The organism is Parahaliea maris, assembly GCF_008064665.1.
Taxonomy (GTDB): domain Bacteria; phylum Pseudomonadota; class Gammaproteobacteria; order Pseudomonadales; family Halieaceae; genus Parahaliea; species Parahaliea maris.
This window is the reverse complement of record NZ_VRZA01000003.1, coordinates 754,641-775,059: the sequence shown is the minus strand read 5'-3', so window position 1 is coordinate 775,059 and position 20,419 is coordinate 754,641. Positions and strand designations below refer to the sequence as shown.

General features: G+C 63.8%; 19 protein-coding genes. 12 read left to right on the top strand and 7 right to left on the bottom strand.

Annotation, left to right across the window (positions count from 1 at the left end; all coding sequences use genetic code 11):
• Positions 1 to 46 precede the first annotated feature (46 nt).
• Together FV139_RS11795 and FV139_RS11790 are read right to left on the bottom strand one after the other, a co-directional pair.
• Positions 47 to 1,384 carry an SLC13 family permease gene (locus FV139_RS11795; RefSeq protein ID WP_268939938.1) on the bottom strand — a complete coding sequence of 446 codons (1,338 nt, stop codon included), beginning with the start codon at positions 1,382 to 1,384 and terminating at the stop codon, positions 47 to 49.
• Positions 1,385 to 1,428: 44 nt separating this feature from the next.
• A complete protein-coding gene (locus FV139_RS11790) occupies positions 1,429 to 2,502 on the bottom strand; it encodes an SMP-30/gluconolactonase/LRE family protein (RefSeq protein WP_187276505.1) in 1,074 nt (357 codons plus the stop codon).
• 103 nt (positions 2,503 to 2,605) lie between these two features.
• Here FV139_RS11790 and moaA point away from each other — a divergent pair, with 103 nt between their 5' ends.
• The 4 genes from moaA to FV139_RS11770 are packed head-to-tail and all read left to right on the top strand — an operon-like array spanning position 2,606 to position 6,213.
• On the top strand, positions 2,606 to 3,625 hold the full coding sequence (gene moaA, locus FV139_RS11785) for a GTP 3',8-cyclase MoaA (RefSeq protein ID WP_148068609.1): 1,020 nt from the start codon (positions 2,606 to 2,608) through the stop codon (positions 3,623 to 3,625).
• 13 nt (positions 3,626 to 3,638) lie between these two features.
• Positions 3,639 to 4,583, top strand: coding sequence for an AAA family ATPase (locus FV139_RS11780; protein WP_148068608.1), 945 nt, complete (start codon positions 3,639 to 3,641; stop codon positions 4,581 to 4,583).
• Positions 4,584 to 4,589: 6 nt separating this feature from the next.
• The gene (locus tag FV139_RS11775) at positions 4,590 to 5,984 is read left to right on the top strand and encodes a vWA domain-containing protein (protein WP_148068607.1); all 1,395 of its coding nucleotides are present in this window, start codon (positions 4,590 to 4,592) and stop codon (positions 5,982 to 5,984) included.
• Between the two features lie 16 nt (positions 5,985 to 6,000).
• Entirely contained in the window at positions 6,001 to 6,213 is a 213-nt protein-coding gene (locus FV139_RS11770) for a hypothetical protein (RefSeq protein WP_148068606.1), read from the top strand.
• A gap of 12 nt (positions 6,214 to 6,225) precedes the next feature.
• Here the strand turns inward: FV139_RS11770 and FV139_RS11765 are convergent, their stop codons facing one another.
• Positions 6,226 to 7,371 carry a PilT/PilU family type 4a pilus ATPase gene (locus tag FV139_RS11765; RefSeq protein ID WP_148068605.1) on the bottom strand — a complete coding sequence of 382 codons (1,146 nt, stop codon included), beginning with the start codon at positions 7,369 to 7,371 and terminating at the stop codon, positions 6,226 to 6,228.
• A gap of 289 nt (positions 7,372 to 7,660) precedes the next feature.
• On the opposite strand from FV139_RS11765, the gene FV139_RS11760 reads away from it, so the two are divergent.
• Positions 7,661 to 8,728 (top strand): phosphotransferase family protein, encoded by a 1,068-nt coding sequence (locus FV139_RS11760; RefSeq protein ID WP_148068604.1) that lies wholly within the window; start codon positions 7,661 to 7,663, stop codon positions 8,726 to 8,728.
• A 450-nt stretch (positions 8,729 to 9,178) separates the two neighbouring features.
• Here FV139_RS11760 and FV139_RS11755 read toward each other — a convergent pair whose 3' ends face one another.
• Entirely contained in the window at positions 9,179 to 10,855 is a 1,677-nt protein-coding gene (locus FV139_RS11755; RefSeq protein ID WP_187276504.1) for a BamA/TamA family outer membrane protein, read from the bottom strand.
• 248 nt (positions 10,856 to 11,103) lie between these two features.
• On the opposite strand from FV139_RS11755, the gene gshA reads away from it, so the two are divergent.
• From gshA to FV139_RS11735, 4 genes are all read left to right on the top strand, one after another.
• A complete protein-coding gene (gene gshA / locus FV139_RS11750) occupies positions 11,104 to 12,690 on the top strand; it encodes a glutamate--cysteine ligase (protein WP_235898629.1) in 1,587 nt (528 codons plus the stop codon).
• A gap of 11 nt (positions 12,691 to 12,701) precedes the next feature.
• The gene (locus FV139_RS11745) at positions 12,702 to 13,352 is read left to right on the top strand and encodes an acyl carrier protein phosphodiesterase (protein WP_148068602.1); all 651 of its coding nucleotides are present in this window, start codon (positions 12,702 to 12,704) and stop codon (positions 13,350 to 13,352) included.
• A 33-nt stretch (positions 13,353 to 13,385) separates the two neighbouring features.
• Positions 13,386 to 13,898 (top strand): disulfide bond formation protein B, encoded by a 513-nt coding sequence (locus FV139_RS11740; RefSeq protein ID WP_328592286.1) that lies wholly within the window; start codon positions 13,386 to 13,388, stop codon positions 13,896 to 13,898.
• An 82-nt stretch (positions 13,899 to 13,980) separates the two neighbouring features.
• Positions 13,981 to 14,463 carry an Rsd/AlgQ family anti-sigma factor gene (locus tag FV139_RS11735; RefSeq protein WP_148068601.1) on the top strand — a complete coding sequence of 161 codons (483 nt, stop codon included), beginning with the start codon at positions 13,981 to 13,983 and terminating at the stop codon, positions 14,461 to 14,463.
• A 2-nt stretch (positions 14,464 to 14,465) separates the two neighbouring features.
• On the opposite strand, the gene FV139_RS11730 is transcribed toward FV139_RS11735, so the two are convergent.
• Together FV139_RS11730 and FV139_RS11725 are read right to left on the bottom strand one after the other, a co-directional pair.
• Entirely contained in the window at positions 14,466 to 15,218 is a 753-nt protein-coding gene (locus FV139_RS11730) for an FKBP-type peptidyl-prolyl cis-trans isomerase (RefSeq protein ID WP_148068600.1), read from the bottom strand.
• Positions 15,219 to 15,345: 127 nt separating this feature from the next.
• A complete protein-coding gene (locus tag FV139_RS11725; RefSeq protein ID WP_187276503.1) occupies positions 15,346 to 15,849 on the bottom strand; it encodes a TIGR02444 family protein in 504 nt (167 codons plus the stop codon).
• A 94-nt stretch (positions 15,850 to 15,943) separates the two neighbouring features.
• Between FV139_RS11725 and FV139_RS11720 the strand changes: the two genes are divergently transcribed.
• Entirely contained in the window at positions 15,944 to 17,854 is a 1,911-nt protein-coding gene (locus FV139_RS11720; RefSeq protein ID WP_148068598.1) for an ABC-F family ATP-binding cassette domain-containing protein, read from the top strand.
• Here the strand turns inward: FV139_RS11720 and FV139_RS11715 are convergent.
• A complete protein-coding gene (locus tag FV139_RS11715) occupies positions 17,846 to 18,124 on the bottom strand; it encodes a GIY-YIG nuclease family protein (protein WP_148068597.1) in 279 nt (92 codons plus the stop codon). The two genes, FV139_RS11720 and FV139_RS11715, sit on opposite strands and share 9 nt — an antisense overlap.
• Before the next feature lie 201 nt (positions 18,125 to 18,325).
• Here FV139_RS11715 and trxA point away from each other — a divergent pair, with 201 nt between their 5' ends.
• Complete coding sequence (gene trxA / locus FV139_RS11710; protein WP_148068596.1) at positions 18,326 to 18,652, top strand: thioredoxin TrxA; 327 nt, start codon at positions 18,326 to 18,328, stop codon at positions 18,650 to 18,652.
• A 307-nt stretch (positions 18,653 to 18,959) separates the two neighbouring features.
• Positions 18,960 to 20,228, top strand: coding sequence for a transcription termination factor Rho (gene rho, locus FV139_RS11705; RefSeq protein ID WP_148068595.1), 1,269 nt, complete (start codon positions 18,960 to 18,962; stop codon positions 20,226 to 20,228).
• Positions 20,229 to 20,419: the final 191 nt, after the last annotated feature.

The following is a 20,419-nucleotide window of genomic DNA, read 5'->3' as shown; positions in this document are numbered from 1 at the left end:
CCGCAACTGGCATCAAGCGTCAGCCCCCAACGACAACGCCGGCGGTTCAAGCCAGTAACAGATAGCTGACCGAGCTGATCACCACGACACCCAGCAGATTGAGCAGGAAGCCCTCCCGGGCCATGCGCGCCGTGGTGATATAACCGCTGCCGTAAACCACCGTATTGGGTGCAGTGGCCACCGGCAGCATGAAGGCGCAGCTGGCACTCATGGCCGCTGGCACCATCAGCAGCATCGGCTCGATGTCCGCCGCCATGGCGGCGGCCGCCAGCACCGGCATCAGCAGGGTCGTACTGGCGGTGTTGGAGGTGGCCTCGGTCATAAAGGTGACGAGGAAGCAGACCACCACAATCAGCAGCCAGGGGCTCAACACCGTCAGGCCCGACAGCCACTGCCCCATCTGGTCGCTCAGGCCAGACGCCACAAACCCCCGCGCCAGGCATATGCCGCCGGAAAACAGCAGCAACACGCCCCAGGGGATGGTGCTGGCGCGCTCCCAGGTCAGCAATTTGCCGCCCTTGCCATCACCGATCATGAACATCAGTACCACCGCCAGCATCGCCACCGAGGCATCGTTGGCGCTGGGCAGGTCGAGCCAGACGCGCCAGCCCCCGAAAGGTTCGGCGCGGGTCATCCAGGCCAGGGCGGTGAGGCCGAAGATCAGCAGCACCCGCTTCTCCTCGGTGCGCCAGGCTCCCACGGCGGGTAGATCCACCTGCAGTCTGGACTCCATACCCCGGGTCAGCACCAGCGCCATCAGGGGAATCATCAGCACCACCACCGGCACGCCCCAGCTCATCCACTCACTGAAGGTGACGATCTTCCCGGTCACCTCGGTGTAAACCTGCATGAAGATCAGGTTGGGCGGGGTACCGATCGGGGTGCCAAGCCCCCCCACACTCGCCGCGTAGGCCATGCCCAGCAGCAGGGGTACCGCCAGCCGCTCGCGCTGTCCCGCCCCCTCCAGCACCGCCAGGGCCACGGGCAACAGCATCAGGGTGGTGGCGGTATTGGAGATCCACATGCTCAGGGCGGCAGCAGCCACCATGAAGCCCAGTACCAGCCGGCGTCCGCTGTTGGCCCCGAACAGGCGCACCATGCCCAGGGCAATCCGGCGATGGGCACCCGAGTGCTCCATGGCCTTGGACAGCAGAAACCCGCCCAGCAGCAGCAGGATCATCGGCGACCCGTAGGCCTGCCCTACCTGCGCCGGCGTCAGCACCCCCAGCAGAGGGAGCAGAGCCAGGGGCAGCAGCGAGGTAATGGGAATGGGTACCGGTTCGAACACCCACCAGATCACACACCAGATGGCCACCGTCGCCACCACCGCCATGTCCGCAGGATAACCCTGGTCATGCAGCAGCCAGCCCAGCAATACGGCCAACAGCGGTCCTGCCGGCAGCGTCAGCCGGTGTAGCAGCGCGAGACTCACGAGGCGGGCTTCAGCGGTACGCGCACCAGGCGGTCGCCGACGTAGGAGCCGACATACACCGCATCCTCGACCTGGACCGCGACGGTGCCCGCCCCCATCGGCGCGCCCTCGTGCCAGAACAGTTCGCGCTTGGCGAGGGTTTCGGGGTCGACTTCCATGACTGCATAGGGCAGCAGGCTCGGCGTGCCGGGGGGCAGGCTGAGGCTGTCGAACAGCGCCAGCAGGGAGCCAAACTGGCTCGCCACCAGTAATTTGCCATCCGGGCTCCAGCTGGCGTTATCGGGCTTGGACACCGACACCTGGCCCAGGGGCTCGCCTCCGGGAAAACTGAACTTGACCACTTTATTACCGAGATACATGTTCACGAAGAAGCTGCCGCCGTCGGGTGAAAGGACAATACCATTGGGAAACCGACCCTTGGTAGCGGGCAGCGTGCGATAACCCTCACCGGCGCTCCACTGGTATACCACACCGTTGTCAAAGCCAATGGCGGCCAGGAACAGCTCCCAGTTCGGGGATTGAGTCGATGTCATCCGGGTCACCAGAAAGCCACCGTCGGGCAGACCAGCAACATCGTTGAGGCTGGCGTCTTCCGGTGCTGCCACGCAGCCGCGCCAGGCCACCGCGGGCGCGCCCGGCCCCGGCAACCATTCGTAAAACTCCACCGATTCGCGACCGCCGTGGTTGACCACCAGCAACTGCCAGCGCCCGTCCTTCCGCTGGCTCAGGTCGATACCGTGGGCCAGCAGGATCTGTGGAGGTTGCCGGCAATCGGCCTGGCCCCAGGCGGTGCTGTCCCGGTCGGCACCGGAATACAAGGGGGTGACGCTGTGGTCGCCGGTGTCCAGCAGGAACAGGCCGCCGGGAGCGTGCATCTGGCCGAACACCAGCCCCTCACCGCCGGGAGCCACCACGATATCCTCCGGGGCGCTGAGACCGCAGACGGGCTCGATGCCGTCGCGTGTCTCACAGGGAACCGCCCGCTCTCCCGGGTCGGCAATTCCGGCACCGGATACGCCGGCCAGGCCGAGCAGGGCGGCCAGCAACATACCGGATACGGCTCTTGTCATTCTGTCTCTCCACAGCAGTGCGCAACTATCCTGTCCCAGCCTCGCCACGCTGTAAACCCCGGGGCTAGTGAGCGACCGCCCGAAGCAGTACACTGAGGGCATCATGAACAGTATCCAGAGTTCCTTTCCGCAGACCCTGGTCGACCGTTTCCAGCGCCGGGTCGACTACCTGCGCCTGTCGGTCACCGACCGCTGCGACTTTCGCTGTGTGTACTGCATGGCGGAAGACATGCAGTTTCTACCCCGTCGGGAAGTGCTCAGCCTGGAAGAACTCTACGAGGTGGCCCGCGCCTTCACCCAGCTCGGGGTGAGCAAGGTGCGCCTCACCGGCGGTGAGCCGCTGGTGCGTCGCGGTATTCTGGGGCTGGTGGAGCAGCTGGGCAAACTGCCCGGCCTGCGCGAACTGGCACTGACCACCAATGGATCGCAACTGACCAAAATGGCGCCCGCCCTGCGCGAGGGCGGCATTACCAGCGTCAATATCAGCCTCGACACCCTGGACGCCGAACGTTTTCGTGAACTCACCCGCACCGGTGACCTCGAGGCAGTACTGCGGGGAATCGAGGCAGCGGTGGCCGCCGGCTTCGACCGTATCCGGCTCAATGCCGTCATCCTGCGCGGGCGCAACGACCACGAGGTCCTGGACCTGGTGCGCTACGCCCGGGAACAGGCCGTCGACATCACCTTTATCGAGGAGATGCCCCTGGGGCATATCGTCGAGCACGACCGCGGACTGAGCCTGGCCAGCAGCGCCGAACTGCAGCGGCAGATCGACGCCGAGTTCCCCCTGCAAAGCCAGGGCGACCCGAGCGGCGCCGCGGGACCGGCCCGTTACTTCCGCATGGCCGACAGCACCAGCCGGGTGGGGTTCATTTCGCCCCACAGCAATAATTTCTGCCACCTGTGTAACCGCGTCCGACTCACCGTGTCCGGCCGCCTGCTGTTGTGCCTGGGCAACGAGCACTCCGTGGACCTGCGGGAAGTACTCCGGCGCCCCGGCTACGACAGCGCGCAGCTGGTAGAAGCCATCGTGTCCGCCATGAACCTCAAACCGGAGCGTCACCACTTCGGCGAAGAAGGCGCGACCGACATCGTCCGCTTCATGAACATGACTGGCGGCTAAGGACAGATTCACCTTGCATACCCAGGACTTCCCCCAGCTCGAGTCCATCGAGCGTATCGAGCAGGGCTTTGAGGCCCTGGGCTATATCTGCAGTACCAAGATCGCCACCGCGGTATTCCTCGCCTTCCAGCTGCGCAAGCCGGTGCTGGTGGAGGGCCCTCCCGGTGTGGGCAAGACCGAGCTGGCCAAGACCTGCGCGGAACTGCTGTCGGTACCGCTCATCCGCCTGCAGTGCTACGAGGGCCTGGACGAGGCCAAGGCCCTGTACGAGTGGAAGTACGGCAAGCAGTTGCTGTATACCCAGGTCCTGAAGGAAAAGCTCGGCGACCTGCTGCACGGCGCGCGCGGCCTGGCGGAGTCGGTGGAACGCCTGCACCAGTTCGGCGATATTTTTTTCTCGGAAGACTTCCTCGAGCCGAGGCCGCTGCTCAAGGCCATGCAGCAGGAGCGCGGTGCGATCCTGCTGATCGATGAGGTCGACAAGTCCGATTACGAGTTCGAATCCCTGCTGCTCGAGATTCTCTCGGACTACCAGATCTCGATTCCCGAAATCGGCACGGTAAAGGCCCGGGTTTCCCCCATGGTGTTCCTGACCAGTAACAACAGCCGGGATATTTCCGACGCCCTGAAACGCCGCTGCCTGCACCTCTACATCCCCTTCCCCACGGTGGAACTGGAGGAGCGTATCGTGCTGAGCAGGGTGCCCGATATCGATGCCACCCTGCGCCACCAGCTGGTGGCCTTCGTGCACAGCCTGCGGGAACTGGACCTGAAAAAGGCACCGGCGATTTCAGAAACCCTCGACTGGGCCCGCAGCCTGCTGCTGTTGCACGCCGGCGACCTGGAAGAGGACCTCGTACGCAGCACCCTCAACGTGCTGCTCAAGTTCGAGGACGATGTCCAGAATGCCGAATCCGGCCTCGGTGAACTCCTGCGCGCCGCCCGCAGTACCCCCTGACCCCCCATGCAGTCCGCCATCACCGGTTTTATCCAGCTCCTGCGCAGCCACGAGCTCAGGGTATCGCCGGCGGAAACCCTCGATGCCATGGCGGTGGCCACGACCCTGGGCTACGGCGACCGCGCTCGCCTGCGCGACGGCCTGGCCCTGAGCCTGGCCAAGAGCGCCAGGGAAGAAGCCATCCTGCTGCGCTGCTTCGACCAGTACTTCGACAAAACCCTCGCCGGGCAAGCCGACCCGGCTCCGGAAGCTGACCCGGCCGCCGCTCCCGAGTCACCGGCCCCGCCGCAGGAAGAGGATGCCACCCTGCTGCAGGAGGCGGCCGGAGAGTTTCCCGAACTCGGCGAAGCCCTCGCTACCCCGCTGCTGCAGCAACTGCTGGACAACGACCGCACCGAGCTCTCACTGGCCATGGGCCAGGCCGCGGCGGCGAGCGGCCTTGGCAACATCCGCATGTTCACCCAGAAAGGGCAGTACACCCGGCGCATGCTGGACGCCCTGGGCGAAGACGCCCTGCGCCGGGCCATCATCGCCCTGGAGCAGGCCGACAGCCCCCTGCTGGAGCTGCTCAAGGGGTACAGCGACAACCTGCGGGAGCAGGTGAGGGACTCCGTCGAGCGTGAATACCTGCTGCAGGCGGAAGGGCACAACCGGCAGTTTCTCGACGATATCCTGAGCCGCACCCGGCTCAACCAGCTGGAACAGCGCTACATGGACGAGGTGCGGGAGCTGGTGCGCAAGATGGCGCGCAAGCTGGCCGCACGTCACTCGCGCAAGCCGAAGGTGCAGAAACGTGGCCAGCTCGATATGGGCCGCACCCTGCGTCGTGGCATCGCCACCGACGGTGTCATGTTCAATACCTACTGGCGCAAGGTACGCCGGGACAAGCCCCAGATTCTCGCCCTGTGCGACGTGTCGGGCTCGGTGGCCGCTTACGCCAAGTTCCTGTTGCTGTTTCTCTACAGCCTGCAGGACGTGCTGCCGCGAGTTCGCAGCTTTGCCTTCTCAAGCCACCTGGGCGAAATAAGCGAGCTGTTCCGCGAACACCCGGTGGAGAAAGCGATCGAGCTCGCCAACTGGCGCTACGGTGGCGCCACGGACTACGGCAGCAGCCTGGAAGACTTTGCCGAACTGGCGCTGAACGACATCAACAGCAGCACCACCGTGATCATCCTGGGGGACGCCCGCAACAACGGCGGCGACCCGCGCCTGGAGATCATGCAGTCGGTGTATCAGCGGGCCCGGCGCGTGCTGTGGCTCAACCCGGAATCCCGTCGCGCCTGGGGCAGTGGCGACTCGGAGATGCTGCGCTACCAGAGCGCCTGTCATTTCGCCGCGGAATGCAATAATCTGCAACAACTCGAGCGGATAATCGATCAGCTGCTAAGGCTGAATCACTGAGAAGAACGACCAGCACATGGCCTATATCTGCAAGGATTGTAGTTATCGGGGGAAACGGGGCGGCGAGATGGGCGGCTGCCCGGCCTGTGGTTCCTTCAACATGGTGCTGGAGGGCGCGCAGAACGCCGAACAGGACGAGGTGCCCGGCAACGCCGCGCTGCGCATGAAGATCCTGATCGGGCTGTGGGTGTTCTTCTTCGCCCTGGTGATCTTCAAGTTGCTGGAGTAGTCCCGCCCCATCCTAAAAAGGACGGGGCTCTTCTTCCTCTTCCTCGATACTCTCCAGGCTCAACTCGACGCTGCCGTCTTCGCTGACCAGCCCTCCCTCCTTGGCAAACTTGATCTTGAGGCGGACGTTGTTGGGGGAGTCGGCGTTACGCAGGGCCTCCTCCTCGGAGATCAGCCCTTCCCGGTACAGGTCAAACAGCGCCCCGTCGAAGGTTTTCATGCCGATATTGCCGGACTTCTCCATGACCTCCTTGATGCCGTCGATATGCCCCTTGAGGATCAGGTCCGCCACCATCGGCGTACCGAGCAGGATCTCGATGGCCGCGCAACGCTTGCCATCCACGGTGGGTATCAGGCGCTGGGACACAAAGGCCTGCAGGTTGAGCGACAGGTCCATCAGCAACTGGGGCCGCCGCTCCTCCGGGAAGAAGTTGATGATCCGGTCCAGGGCCTGGTTGGCATTGTTGGCGTGCAGGGTCGACAGGCAGAGGTGGCCGGTCTCGGCGAAAGCGATGGCGTGCTCCATGGTTTCCCGGTCGCGGATCTCGCCGATCAGGATCACGTCCGGCGCCTGGCGCAGGGTGTTTTTCAGCGCATTGTGCCAGCTGCGGGTATCCACCCCCACCTCGCGCTGGTTGACGATGCACTTCTTGTGGTTGTGCACGTACTCCACCGGGTCTTCGATGGTCACAATGTGTCCGGAGCTGTTGCTGTTGCGATAGTCGATCAGCGCCGCCAGCGAGGTCGACTTGCCCGAGCCGGTAGCCCCCACGAACAGCACCAGCCCGCGCTTGCGCATGATCACGTCCGGCAGGATGGGCGGCAGGCGGAGTTTCTCCCAGTTGGGGATTTCGGCAACGATGTTCCGCGCCACGATGGCCACTTCATTGCGCTGAACGAAAATATTGACCCGGAAACGACCGTAGCCCGAGATGGAGGTGGCCAGGTTCATTTCCAGCTCCTGCTCGAACTCTGCCTGCTGGGTGGAATCCATCAAGCCGTAGGCGATCTGCTTGATCTCACCCGGCTTGAGAATCTCGCTGGCGATGGGGCGCAGGGCGCCCTCGAACTTGGCACAGGGTGGCGCGCCGGTACTCAGGTAGAGGTCGGACCCGCCCTTGCTCGCCAGCAGTTTCAGCCACTCGGTAATTCGTTCCACGCACCTGCTCCCCGTCACTGCGCCGCACAGCGGCACCGATAGTCTGTTGTTGTCGTTGTTTTGTTGCTGCTTTGCTGAATGCCGCCGCGCCAGAATACCGCGCAGCAAGCGGTTACTGTAGCAGCTTCGTCTTTCCGGACAAGCACCCGGGCGAGCCTATCTGGACTTTCTGCCACTCGCGCAGGGCCCGACTATGCTTCCCGTCAGCCCACACCGGAGCACCGCGGACTGGTTCACAGCCAATGCCTATGCTATACACGCGTATAGTCAATAAAAGGAATAACAGACCGTGGAAGAATCCCGCCCCACCCCCGTCCTCGAGGACATCGACGGCACCCGCCGCAAGCTCGCCCAGTGGTTCAGCGCACAGCGCGGCTACCCGATCGAGATTCCCGAACTCACCATCCCCGACGGCAATGGCATGTCCAATGTCACCCTGCTGTTCGACATCCAGTGGCAGCAAGGCGAAGAAACCCGCACCCAATCCTGCGTCGGGCGCCTGCAACCCGAGATAGACCGGCCGGTGTTCCCGAGCTACGCCCTGGAGCCACAGTACCGCGTGATGGAAGCACTGGGTCACCAGGGTCAGATACCGGTCCCGGAACTGCTGGGCCTGGAAACCGACACCCGCCTGCTGGGGGTCGAGTTCTACATCATGGGCCGCATCGACGGCCAGGTACCTTCCGACATGCCGCCCTACAACATGGATGGCTGGCTCCTGAACGACACCAGTGAAGAGCAGCGCGCCACCCTCTGGCGCAGTGCAGTGGACATGCTGGCGCGCTTTCACCAGCTGGACAGCGACGCCCTCGACCTGCCGGAACTGCAGCTCCCCCCCGGCAAGACAGCGCTGCAGGCGCAACTGGATTACTGGCAGCAGTACCACGACTGGGGGCTGGAGGGCCGCACCCACGAAATCGGCCAGCGGGCGCTGGACTGGCTCAGGGCCAACCAGCCGCAGGATGAACCCACGGCCCTGTGCTGGGGGGACTCGCGGGTCGGCAATATGATGTTCGCGCCCTCGCTGGACGAGGTGGTGGCAGTCCTCGACTGGGAGATGGCAGTCGCCGGCAACCCGGTGCAAGACCTGGCCTGGTTCAATTACATCGACGCGACTTTCGCGGAGGGCCTTGGCTTCCCGCGCCTGCCGGGCCTGCCGAGCTATGAGGACACGGTCGCCCAGTGGGAAGCCGCCACGGGGCGCAGCGCGGAGCACTACGATTACTACTGGATTTTCGCCGGCATGCGCTACGGCCTGATCATGTCGCGGATTATGCTGGCGACGGGGCAGGAGCACGAGATCCAGGGGAACTTTGTGTGCAAGATGCTGGAGAAGTATCTGGATGAACTGACCTGAGCCTGCCAACAATCGAGTCTCGAACAGGCCTACTGATTTCCGAGCCATCCATTGTGGAGTACTTAAACCGCCCTCGCCCGCCGGGGGCTACTCCGCGACTCGCTGCAAGTACATCCATGTACGCTCCTAATACGGATGGCCGCCCCCGGCATCCATGCCTCATAGGGTCGCTCCGCAGCCCCCGACGGGCGAGGGCTCGCACCGTGGTTGCCAAAATTGCGTACCACTGTTCTGGAACTAGGCACCACTCTGCGGGCGAGAGCGCCGTGGCGGGGAGGCTGCGTAGCGACCGTCAGCGACCTGGACGGTCGCTGTCGAGCGAGCCATGGATGGCAGGGTTTTCAGCGCGTCGCGGAGCAGCCTCGCCGCCGCGGCGCGGCCACCAGACCCGGTAAGTTTAAGGAACTCAAGGCCAACCATCCTGACTCAAGCAAGACAGGGCCCTAAAAACTAAAACCGCTCCTTCACCGTCAACAACACCTGCATACCATCCACATCGTCATCCCGCATAAACGGAAACGCCACATCCACATGCACCACTGAACTCTTCTCCGCCCGGCTCGAATTCAGCCGCAGACCCAGGCCCGCGTTGGCCAGCACCCCGCCGTTGGAACCGTTGTCCTGGTTCGCAAACCACGCCCGCCCCACATCCACAAAGGCCGCAAACCCCACCCGGATCAGGCGGAAAGGGTGCCAGTCCGAGTAATAGCGCTGCTCCAGATTCCACACCACCGAGCGATCGCCCACCTGGTAATGCAGATCGTAGCCGCGCAAGCCGTTGTGGCCTCCCAGCGTAAGCTGGTTGTCGTCGGTGAGACCGTCGGTGTAATCCACCCGCAGGCCGCTGTACAGCGCCCAGCGCTGGCTCTGCTTCAGTTGGTAGCGGCTCTCCGCCTGCCACCAGAAATTTTCCAGCTCGGCGTCATCGAGCGTCCAGTAGCCGTTGAGCCAGCTCGACACAACCCACAGCTGCCGGTCCTCGGCCAGCAGGGTATTGCGGTAGCTGCCGCGAAAGGCGATCTGGTCGCGGGTGGCGCCCAGGCCCTCGGTGGAATAACCCAGGGCCCATTCGTAGCGCTCGCCAACGAAAATGTCCTCGGTACGGCCGAGGTAGTTGAAGTTGTGCAGCTGGGCGAACTCATCTTCCACCGACTGGTAGCCAATCCAGGGGTAACTGTAGTCACGGTCTTCGGGCAGCTCCGCCGGGGGAATATCGGAGTCGCTGAACTCGAAGGCATTGTTCTCCAGGAAGTAGCCGAACAGCCAGCGATTGACCCGCTTGTCCACTTCCAGCTGCGAAGCGACACCACCATACAGATTGTATTGCTCCTGTTCGTGATCAAATTCCGAGACCTCGTCGCCGCGATACCAGATTTTCTGCTCCAGTTTCTGCTGGTCGAGGCTGGTGCCCACCGACCAGGGTTCGTAGATGGAAAAGAACGGTTTTTCGATACGCAGGCCGTGGTCGTAGCCGTCGTCGTTGTCGGTGTAGCGGGCCCGGACCTGCCAGCGACTGCCCATCACCGCCGGGTCGGCGTAGACAAAGGTGTAGCCGGCGCGCTCTTCGTCGCTGTCGTAGGCCACCAGCACCTGCTTGCCGGTGCCGAGGAAGTTGGCGTCGCGAAAGCCCACCGAGTAGGCGTTCTCCCCGCCGCTGCGGCTGAGTGAAAGGGCCGGGGTAAAGGTCCAGATATCGCGGGTGATCACTTCCACGTCGACGAAATCCCCGCACCAGCGCCAGGGACGCACGCGGGCGTCGTAGATAAATTTCAGGTTGCGCAAGATGCGTTCGGACTCTTCCGCCCGCCGCGGCTCGTAGACGTCACCCTCCGCCAGCAGCAACTGGTCGCGCAGCACCCACTCCCGGGTCTCGCTGTGGAAGTCGTTGGCCCAACGGTAGACCAGCCCGTCCTCTTTCGGGTCCTGCAGGTCAAACACGGAATAGCGCCGATAGCGGATACTGCGAATTTTCACGCCGGGTGGAATTTGCACCTGCAGTGCATCGTGACCGGGGGAGGGTTTGAAGCGAAAGGCGTCGGTATCCTCCTGCAGGGGCGCAGTGAGGCATGCCTCGTCAGGGTCCGGTTGCGCGCCCAGCAGAGGGGCAACGGGAATCAGCAACAGCAAGGGCAGCCACGCCAGTGATCTGCACCACTGCCGCAATGAGGAGGAGAGTCCCCACGCTCCCCGCATTACAGCCTGCACGCTTGTCATAACAACAAGATAGCGTGCCCCGCAGCGCCCGGCAATGCTCGCTGTACCCGGCTCTCTGTACTAGCAACAGAGGGGGCGATACACTTGCCCCCGGTTTGGCACCGGGCCGGCCAGGGGGGGCCGAATCCACAGGCCCCTCGTCCAGGAAAAAGGAGTGCTCAGTGTCAGATCAGTTGCAACAACACCTCAAGACCCTGTCCGGCAACGGCTCGGGGGCGCTGTTGCGCGAAATCCACCGGGGCATCGAGAAAGAAAGCCTGCGCATTTCCCCGGAAGGGCGCATCGCCCAGACCCCGCACCCGGCGGCGCTCGGCTCGGCCCTGACCCACTCCTCCATCACTACGGACTACTCGGAGGCGCTGCTGGAGTTCATCACGCCGGTGGATACCGACCTCGAAGGCAGCCTGCGGACCCTGGCCGATATCCACCGCCACGTCTATAGCCAGCTGAATGACGAAATCCTGTGGAGTGCCAGCATGCCCTGCGTGGTAGCCGGGGATGACAGCATCCCGGTGGCACAGTACGGCAGTTCCAACGTCGCCCACATGAAAACCGTTTACCGCTACGGGCTGGGGCACCGCTACGGCCGCGCCATGCAGGTGATTTCCGGCATCCACTACAATTTTTCCATGCCCCACGCCTACTGGGAGCAGGACTGGCGGGAAGCGGGCTCCCCGGGCGGCCTGAAAGACTGGATCACCGGGCGCTACCTGGCCCTGATCCGCAATTTCCACCGCTATTCCTGGCTGTTGATCTACCTGTTCGGCGCTTCGCCGGCTCTGTGTGCCAGCTTCCTGCGGGATCGCGACACCCACGGCCTGGAAAAATTCGACCCGGAGGGAAAAACGCTCTACCTCCCCTACGCCACCGCCCTGCGCATGGGCGACCTCGGTTACAACAGCGCCGCCCAGCGCGACCTGCAGGTGTGCTACAACTCGCTGGACAACTACGTGGGCGCCCTGCGCAAGGGCATCATGCAGCCGCGCTCCGAGTACAGCCATATCCCCTCGGGGCAGGATGGCGACTACCAGCAGCTCAACGACAGCCTGCTGCAGATCGAAAACGAGTTTTACAGCACCATCCGCCCCAAACGGGTAGCCTACTCCGGCGAAACCCCGCTGAGCGCCCTGCGGCGAGGCGGCATCGAATACGTGGAAGTGCGCTGCATCGACGTGTCCCCCTTCAACCCCATCGGTCTCGATGCGGAGCAGGTGCGTTTTCTCGACAGCTTCCTGTTGTTCTGCCTGCTCAGTGACAGCCCCGCCTGTGACGAAGCCGAGCGGGATCACCAGCAGGCCAACCTGCGCCTGGTGGTCAATCGCGGCCGGGAACCCGGGCTGCAGCTGAGCAGCCGCCAGGGAGAACGCAAGCTGACGGACTGGGCCAGCGACCTGCTGCAACAGATCGATCTCGTGGCCGGCGCGCTGGACGACGCCCACCACAGCGACGCTTACCGCCAATCCGTCGCCGCCCAGCAGGCCAAGGTGGATGACCCCGAACTCACACCCTCGGCCCGGGTGCTGCGGGAAATGCGCGAACGGGACCTGCCCTACTTCCGCCTGGCCCTGGCCTACAGCCAGCAGTGGGCACAGTACTTCCGCGAGGAGCCGCTGGCCGCCGACGCCCAGGCCCGCTTCGAACAGGAGCGGGAGGAATCCCTGGCAGCCCAGCGGGACATCGAGGCCAACGACGACATCAGCTTCGAGCAGTACCTGCAGCGCTTCTACGCCCAATACCAGGCGGTGTAAGCCGCCGCATTGTGAATTTTCTCGCCCACTTCCACCTCGCCTGGCCCGAACCCGGGCTGGTGGCGGGCGCCCTGGAAGGCGACTACCTGAAGGGGCCCCTGCGCGGGCAGTGCTCAGCCGATATCGAGGCCGGCGTCAGGCTGCACCGCGCCATTGACGCCTACACCGACCAACACCCGGTCATGGAAGAGCTGAGAGCGGCCTTTCCCGCCCACCTGCGTCGCTATGCGGGTATCCTCATCGACATCAGCTTCGACCACTACCTGAGCCTCGCTTGGGAGCGCTACCACCAGCAGCCCCTGGATGACTTCGCCCTGGCCGTGTACGACGTACTCGAGAGCCGCCACCATGAACTCGGCTCCGGCGCGCAGCGCATGGCCCGGCGCCTGGTGGACCATGACATTCTCACCCGCTACCACCGTTGGGACGCCGTGACCGGCACGGCAGAGCGGATCGGCGAGCGCCTGCGCCGCGGCAATGCCCTGGCGGGGGTGGAGCCAGCCCTCAGCCCCCTGCGGCCGGCACTGCAGTCGGCCTTTACCGCGTTTTACCCGGAACTCCAGGACTTCGCCGGCAAATACCGCCGGCAACTGAACCAATCCGCTGTCGGCGACTCAAACCAGCGCGGCACCCGCGTTGCGCCGCCCCCGAAAAATGTCTAACGTAGCCGCCGCTGCCCACTGCCAGGATCCTTGATGCCCATGCTGCAAACCCTCTCGCCCCGAACCGTCTTCTTCGGCCAGGCCCTCATGGCGCTGGTCGCCATGCTGTTCGCCTACTACTACCTGCAGCAATACCTGGAGCTGGCCCCCTGCCCCCTGTGCATGACCCAGCGCGTCGCCGTGGTGGCCGGAGGCGTGTTCGCCCTGCTGGCGGCACTGCACAACCCCCCTGGCTGGGGGCGACGAGTCTATGCGGGCCTGTGTGTGCTGGCGGCGGCCTTTGGCTGCGCGATCGCCGGCCGCCACGTGTGGCTGCAGCACCTGCCCGAAGACCAGGTGCCCGCCTGCGGCCCCTCGCTGGAATACATGCTGGAGACGCTGCCCTTCGCGGAAACCGTGAGCATGGTCCTGATGGGCGATGGCAACTGCGCGGACATCTCGTGGACCTTCCTCGGCCTCAGCATCCCCGAGCAGACCCTGCTGCTGTTCGTGGTGATCCTGCTGGTCAGCCTGTGGCAGACGCTGCGCGCTCGCCCCGCCTCCTGAGCACACCTGTCTATTGCCGCCCCTTCGGGGCCGGCTTATAGTAGGAAGCCTCCGACAGCCAAGGTGCCAGCGAGGCCGGGATATGCCACACCGCAGTGAGGACCCCAGGGAACAGTTTGAAGCCGTAGAGCGTCTGCTTACCGCCTGGCTAAAGGAGCGCCGAGCGCTGTTGACCCGCTACACCGCCCTGGTCGTCGCGATGGACGGCGACCCCACCCCCGACAGCCTGCACCAGCGCCAGCTCGACCTGTGCGGCCTGCTGGTGGACTACGTTTCCGCCGGCCACTTCGAGATCTTTCACCAACTGGTCGATGAAGCCGAGCGTTTTGATGACGGCGGCTGCGCCCTGGCGGCGGAACTGATACCGGCCATCAGCGATACCACCGAGGTGATTCTCGCCTACGAGGAAAAGTACACGGGAGAGGAGCCCGCAGACGCCACCCTCGGCAGGGATGTGTCGGCGCTGGGGGAAATGCTGGAAGTGCGTTTTGAACTGGAAGACCGGCTGATTGCCGGCCTTCACAACCGTCACCGGCGCCAGATGGCGCCGGCCCGGTCAGCCTGACCTCAGGACTCGGCCCCTTCCTCGGTCTCGGGCTTGACGATATCGAGCAGCTCGACCTCGAACACCAGTGCGGCGTTGGGGCCAATCATGCCACCTGCACCGCCGGCGCCATAACCCAGGTCAGCCGGGATGTACAGTTTCCACTTGGAGCCCACGGGCATCAGCTGCAGGGCTTCGGTCCAGCCGGAAATGACCTGGCCAACACCGAATTGCACGCTTTCACCGCGGCCGTAGGATGAATCGAACTCGGTGCCGTCGATCAGGGTGCCGCGGTAGTGCACGTCGACCACGTCATCCGGGCCGGGCTTGGCGCCGGCACCTTCTTCGAGCACTTCATACTGCAGCCCGGATTCGGTGGTTACCACACCTTCACGGGCGCCGTTCTCAGCCAGGAACGCGCTAGAGGCAGCAGCGTTGGCTTCAGCTTCCGCGGCCTGGGCGGCTTGCATTTCGGCCTGCATTTTCTGCTGGTAAGCCTGCATTTCAGCCTGGATTTCCTCGTCGGTCATGCGACCTTCCCTGCCTTCCAGCGCATCGCGCATGCCGGCAGTGAAGGCGTCGATGTCCAGCGGTACGGCGTCCGCAGACATGCGCTTGCCGAGACCGTAGGCAATGCCGTAGCTCAGGCGCTGCTGGGTGCTCTCCAGCTTGACTTCCGCGGCTGCCTGCTCAGGTGCCGGAGTCTCCGCTTTTTCGTTACAGGCTGTCAGGCCAACCGCGGTCACAAGGGCCAGCGGCAGTGCATATTTCTTCATAGGGATTTCCATTTATCGATGTATGTGTATTTCTGTGCCCCGCCAACCCGAGGCAGCATCAGTCCCGGACGTGCCGGAGCCGCTACCACAATACTGGCGGGATGCAAACGAAGCGCCCCGAATCATACTACCCCGAGCGCCCCGGGTGCCAGCCCGCATCCATGACAGGGCCGGACAGGGCTGCCGCCAGCACCTGCGCCCGCTGCGACGCCGCCGCCGGCGACTCCCCGGCGAGACGCAGGACCCACTCCAGATTCCCGCTCAGGCTGCCCCCGGAAGCCGGTGCCGGCTGCTGCCGGTGCCAGTCCCACAGGCCATCCTGCAATTCGCGCTCGGCAGCGAGTTCCAGCTGTTTCAGCTGTTCCCGCAGGTCGGCCAGCTCCGGCCAGGCCTTCCACTGGCGCCGCAAAGTGCGCAGGGGACGGATGACCTGCTGTCGCAGCGTGTCGGTACACGCCATGGCAGACCGCGAGCGCCGCTCATCCAGCACCTGTGCCTGGCTCGCGAGCCATGCGGCATAGAGCAGCAGGTTGACGTCGACGCCACACTCATCCTGTGCCTCAAGGCAATGTTGGGCCACGCCCGGGTTGGAGTAGGCGGCCAGGGAATAGTTCCAGAGAGGATTGTCCATTTGTCTTTCGATTGTCTTTCGATTGTCTTTCGATAACCCGCTTTCGATGACCCGCTGGTTAGCGTGCAGTGCAGCGAGTAGAATGCGCCGCCTGATGATCATACTACGCGATATCAGCCTGCGCCGCGGCACCCGCCTGCTGCTGGACAAGGCCAACGTTACCATCCAGCCCGGGCAAAGCCTGGCGCTGATCGGGGCCAATGGCTCGGGTAAATCCAGCCTCTTTGCCATGCTCCTGGGTGAACTGGGGGCCGATGGCGGCGATATCGAGGGCATGAACAACCTGCGCCTGGCCCACATGGCCCAGGAGGTCGAAGCCACCGACCTGCCCGCCGGTGAGTATGTGCTGCGTGGCGATGCCGAACTGGCCCGCCTGCGGCAGGAACTGGCCCGCCACGAGGCGCAGGGGGACTATGCTGCGGCAGCCCCCCTGCACAACGCCCTGGAAGCCATCGACGGCTACAGCGCCGAGCGTCGCGTACAGCGACTGCTGCAGGGCCTCGGATTTGCCGAGGGCGCCTGGGAGCGCCCGGTCAGCGATTTTTCCGGCGGCTGGCGTATTCGCCTCAACCTGGCCCGGGCGCTGATGGCCCCTTCGGACCTGTTGCTGCTGGACGAACCCACCAACCACCTCGACCTCGACGCCACCCTGTGGTTGCAGCAGTGGCTGCAGCGGTATCCTGGCACCCTGCTGATGATTTCCCACGACCGGGACTTCATCGACGCCACCTGCGAGCGCATCCTGCACATCGAACACAGCACCCTCAATGCCTACAAGGGTAACTACTCGGACTTCGAGGAGCAGCGGGCGGAACGCCTGGCCAACCAGCAGGCGAGCTACGAGAAGCAGCAGGCGCGGGTAGCCCAGATCGAGGATTTCGTACGCCGCTTCCGCTACAAGGCGACCAAGGCGCGCCAGGCCCAGAGCCGGCTGAAGGAACTCGAGCGGATGCAGAAGGTGGCGCCAGCCCATGTGGACTCTGTTTTCAGCTTCAGCTTCCCGGCACCGGACAAGAGTTCCGACCCGCTGTTGCGACTGGACGAGGCCATTCTGGGTTACGGCGACACCCCGATCCTGTCCGGTGTGGAAATGATCCTCCGCCCCGGCAGCCGCTACGGCCTGCTGGGCAAGAACGGCGCCGGGAAATCGACCCTGTTGAAATCGCTGGTGGGAGAACTGCCACTGCTGGCTGGCCAGCGCCAGTCGGGGGAGCACTGCCGGATTGGCTACTTCCACCAGCAGACCCTGGAAGCCCTGGACCTGGAGGCCAGCGCCGCCCTGCACATCCAGCGCCTGAGCCCGCAGGCCAGGGAACAGGAAGTGCTGAATTACCTCGGCGGCTTCAATTTCCGCGGCGACACCGCCACCAGCCCGATCCGCCCGTTCTCGGGTGGTGAAAAAGCCCGCCTGGCCCTGGCCCTGGTGGTCTGGCAGAAACCCAACCTGCTGGTACTGGACGAGCCTACCAACCACCTCGACCTGGACATGCGCAATGCCATGGAGGTCGCCCTGCAGGCCTATGAGGGCGCCCTGATCCTGGTCAGCCACGACCGGCACATGCTGCGCAACACCTGCGACGAGCTGCTGTTGGTGAATGCCGGGCAGGTCAGTGAGTACGGGGACGACCTCAAAGCCTATGAACGCTGGGTGTTGTCGAGCTACGACAATACGCCGGGCCAGTCCGACAACGCAGTGGCCGCCGACTCCAGCGCCGACACCGCGGGCAACAAGCGCGAGAAGCGCCAGCAGGCCGCGGCGGCCCGGGCCCAGTTGCGCCCGTTGCAGCAACGCATCCGCAAGCTGGAAACCGAGATGACGCGGACTGAAACCGCGCTGGCCGAGCTGCGCGGGCAACTGGCCGACCCGGCCCTGTACGAGAGTGGCGACACCCAGCAGGTAGCCCGGCTCACCCGGGAGGAAGGCGAGCTGCAACAGTCCCTGGAAAACCTGGAAGCCGAGTGGCTGGAGCAGCAGGAAACGCTGGAATCGCTGAATTCAGCCTGAGTCGGGCTCGCTGCCACTGATCAGGGCCAGCTTCAGCGGCCGGCTCAGGCGCTTGATCGCCGCCTCCCGTCTCAGGGCCAAGGAGCGGTCGGCCGCGCTTTCATTCCAGCGTAAACGCACCGGCCGCCGCCCCCGGGTATAACGCGGCCCGCCGGCCAGTTCGCCGTTGTGCTGCGACAGGCGCCGCTGCAGGTTGCGGGCGATACCCGTGTACAGACTGCCGTCCGCACACTCGAGTATGTATACCTGCCAACTGTCCTGCCCCGTCATGCTCCCCACTCTTCTGCCTGTCTGGCAACGTAATCCCGGCCCGATCGGGTGCTCGCCGGGGCCGGTTCATATAGCCCGCTGCTCTATGGACATGACGAAAAATTCCAGAGCCCTCGGTTGTGCCCTTTCCGGCCGGTGGTATGATAGCAGCCCTTAGTTTCTGGCGGTCACACGCAGGCCGCACGCAATCTGGAGAACACGATGAGCGAACAAATCGTACACGTCAGCGACGCATCCTTTGAAGAGGAGGTGCTGAAATCCGATCTGCCGGTGCTGGTGGATTTCTGGGCCGAGTGGTGCGGCCCCTGCAAGATGATCGCCCCGGTACTGGACGAAATTGCCGCCGAGTACGACGGCAAGCTGAAGGTGTGCAAGGTAGACGTGGACGCCAACCCGGATATCCCGCCGAAATTCGGTATCCGCGGCATTCCGACCCTGATCGTGTTCAAGAATGGCAACGCTGAAGCTACCAAGGTTGGTGCGCTGTCCAAGTCCCAGCTGACGGATTTCGTCCAGGAAGTCATGTAAAACCGCTCCGGGCCCGCTGTTACAGCGGGTCCTGTTTCTGTACAAGGGCGCGCGAGGGATTGCGAAGCCCCGGGAATACGGAATTTCCTGATCTACAATGAAAGCCCGCCAAAAAGCTATAGACGAGCCTATCGGGGCGTGCTACATTTCTTCGCGTTGCACCCTTCCGTGCCAATAATAAATCCGCTACTCACGTAATTTTTACTGCTTGGAATCGCCTGGACCTCCCTCTCGGAGTTGTGCCAACCGGCATGTCGATTCGTAGCGTTTTACCCTTTCCCTATTTAGAAAATCACTCCTATTCCCTATGAATCTGACTGACCTGAAGACCAAATCCACCCAGGAACTGATCGACATAGCCAAAGAGATCGGCCTGGAGAACATGGCCCGTTCGCGCAAGCAGGACATCATCTTTGCGATCCTGAAGCGCCACGCCAAGAGCGGCGAGGATATCTACGGGGATGGAGTTCTGGAAATCCTGCAGGACGGCTTCGGCTTTCTACGCAGCGCCGACAGTTCCTACCTGGCGGGCCCCGACGACATCTACGTCTCCCCCAGCCAGATTCGCCGCTTCAACCTGCGCACCGGCGACACCATCTCCGGCAAGATCCGCCCTCCCAAGGACAGCGAGCGCTACTTCGCCCTGCTCAAGGTTGGCGAGGTCAACTTCAACAAGCCCGAGAACTCCAAGCACAAGATCCTCTTCGAAAACCTGACTCCCCTGTTCCCCAATGAGCGCCTGACGCTGGAAAAGGGCAACGGCAGCTCCGAGGATCTCACCGGCCGCGTCATCGACCTGGTTGCCCCTATCGGCAAGGGCCAGAGAGGCCTGTTAGTTGCCCCGCCCAAGGCCGGTAAAACCATCATGATGCAGAACATCGCCCAGGCGATTATCAGCAACAACCCCGAGTGCTACGTCATCGTACTGCTGATCGACGAGCGTCCGGAGGAAGTGACCGAAATGCAGCGCTCGGTGGGCGCCCGCGGTGCGGAAGTCGTGGCCTCCACCTTCGACGAGCCGCCCTCGCGCCACGTACAGGTCGCCGACATGGTGATCGAGAAAGCCAAGCGTCTGGTGGAACACAAGCGCGACGTGGTGATCCTGCTGGACTCCATCACGCGTCTGGCCCGCGCCTTCAACACGGTGGTACCCAGCTCCGGCAAGGTACTGACCGGTGGTGTGGACGCCCACGCCCTGGAGCGTCCCAAGCGCTTCTTTGGTGCTGCCCGTAACATCGAGGAAGGCGGCAGCCTGTCCATCATCGCCACGGCCCTGATCGACACGGGCTCGAAGATGGACGAGGTGATCTACGAGGAGTTCAAGGGCACGGGCAATATGGAGCTGCACCTGGACCGCAAGATCGCCGAGAAGCGGGTCTACCCGGCCATCAATATCCGTCGTTCCGGTACCCGTCGCGAGGAGTTGCTCACGGGCGAGGAGGAACTGGCGCGCATGTGGATTCTGCGCAAGCTGCTGCACGGCATGGAAGATCTGCCGGCGATCGAGTTCCTGCTCGACAAGCTCAAGGACACCAAGACCAACGACGAGTTCTTCCTGTCGATGAAGCGGAAGTAAGCAAGAGTCGTCACGGCAGTTTCTACCCGGCGCCGAGCCGGGTATGGCCTGCCGGGACTCGCCGTGAATACATCCCTGTAGGCTCGTATCGCGCGTCCCTGCGCTCAACGGTCCCGGCAGGCCATACCCGCCCCGACACCTGACTCCTCCGCGCCTCAAGGGCATTCGGGTTCCTGCAAGTGCAGGGAGCA

What these genes read in the sequence shown, in the direction of transcription:
- FV139_RS11790 (WP_187276505.1), bottom strand. Translation starts at nt 2,502, where the DNA reads ATGACAAGAGCCGTATCCGGTATGTTGCTGGCCGCCCTGCTCGGCCTG.
- moaA (WP_148068609.1), top strand. Translation starts at nt 2,606, where the DNA reads ATGAACAGTATCCAGAGTTCCTTTCCGCAGACCCTGGTCGACCGTTTC.
- FV139_RS11775 (WP_148068607.1), top strand. Translation starts at nt 4,590, where the DNA reads ATGCAGTCCGCCATCACCGGTTTTATCCAGCTCCTGCGCAGCCACGAG.
- FV139_RS11770 (WP_148068606.1), top strand. Translation starts at nt 6,001, where the DNA reads ATGGCCTATATCTGCAAGGATTGTAGTTATCGGGGGAAACGGGGCGGC.
- FV139_RS11740 (WP_328592286.1), top strand. Translation starts at nt 13,386, where the DNA reads ATGCCCATGCTGCAAACCCTCTCGCCCCGAACCGTCTTCTTCGGCCAG.
- FV139_RS11735 (WP_148068601.1), top strand. Translation starts at nt 13,981, where the DNA reads ATGCCACACCGCAGTGAGGACCCCAGGGAACAGTTTGAAGCCGTAGAG.
- FV139_RS11730 (WP_148068600.1), bottom strand. Translation starts at nt 15,218, where the DNA reads ATGAAGAAATATGCACTGCCGCTGGCCCTTGTGACCGCGGTTGGCCTG.
- FV139_RS11725 (WP_187276503.1), bottom strand. Translation starts at nt 15,849, where the DNA reads ATGGACAATCCTCTCTGGAACTATTCCCTGGCCGCCTACTCCAACCCG.
- FV139_RS11720 (WP_148068598.1), top strand. Translation starts at nt 15,944, where the DNA reads ATGATCATACTACGCGATATCAGCCTGCGCCGCGGCACCCGCCTGCTG.
- FV139_RS11715 (WP_148068597.1), bottom strand. Translation starts at nt 18,124, where the DNA reads ATGACGGGGCAGGACAGTTGGCAGGTATACATACTCGAGTGTGCGGAC.
- trxA (WP_148068596.1), top strand. Translation starts at nt 18,326, where the DNA reads ATGAGCGAACAAATCGTACACGTCAGCGACGCATCCTTTGAAGAGGAG.
- rho (WP_148068595.1), top strand. Translation starts at nt 18,960, where the DNA reads ATGAATCTGACTGACCTGAAGACCAAATCCACCCAGGAACTGATCGAC.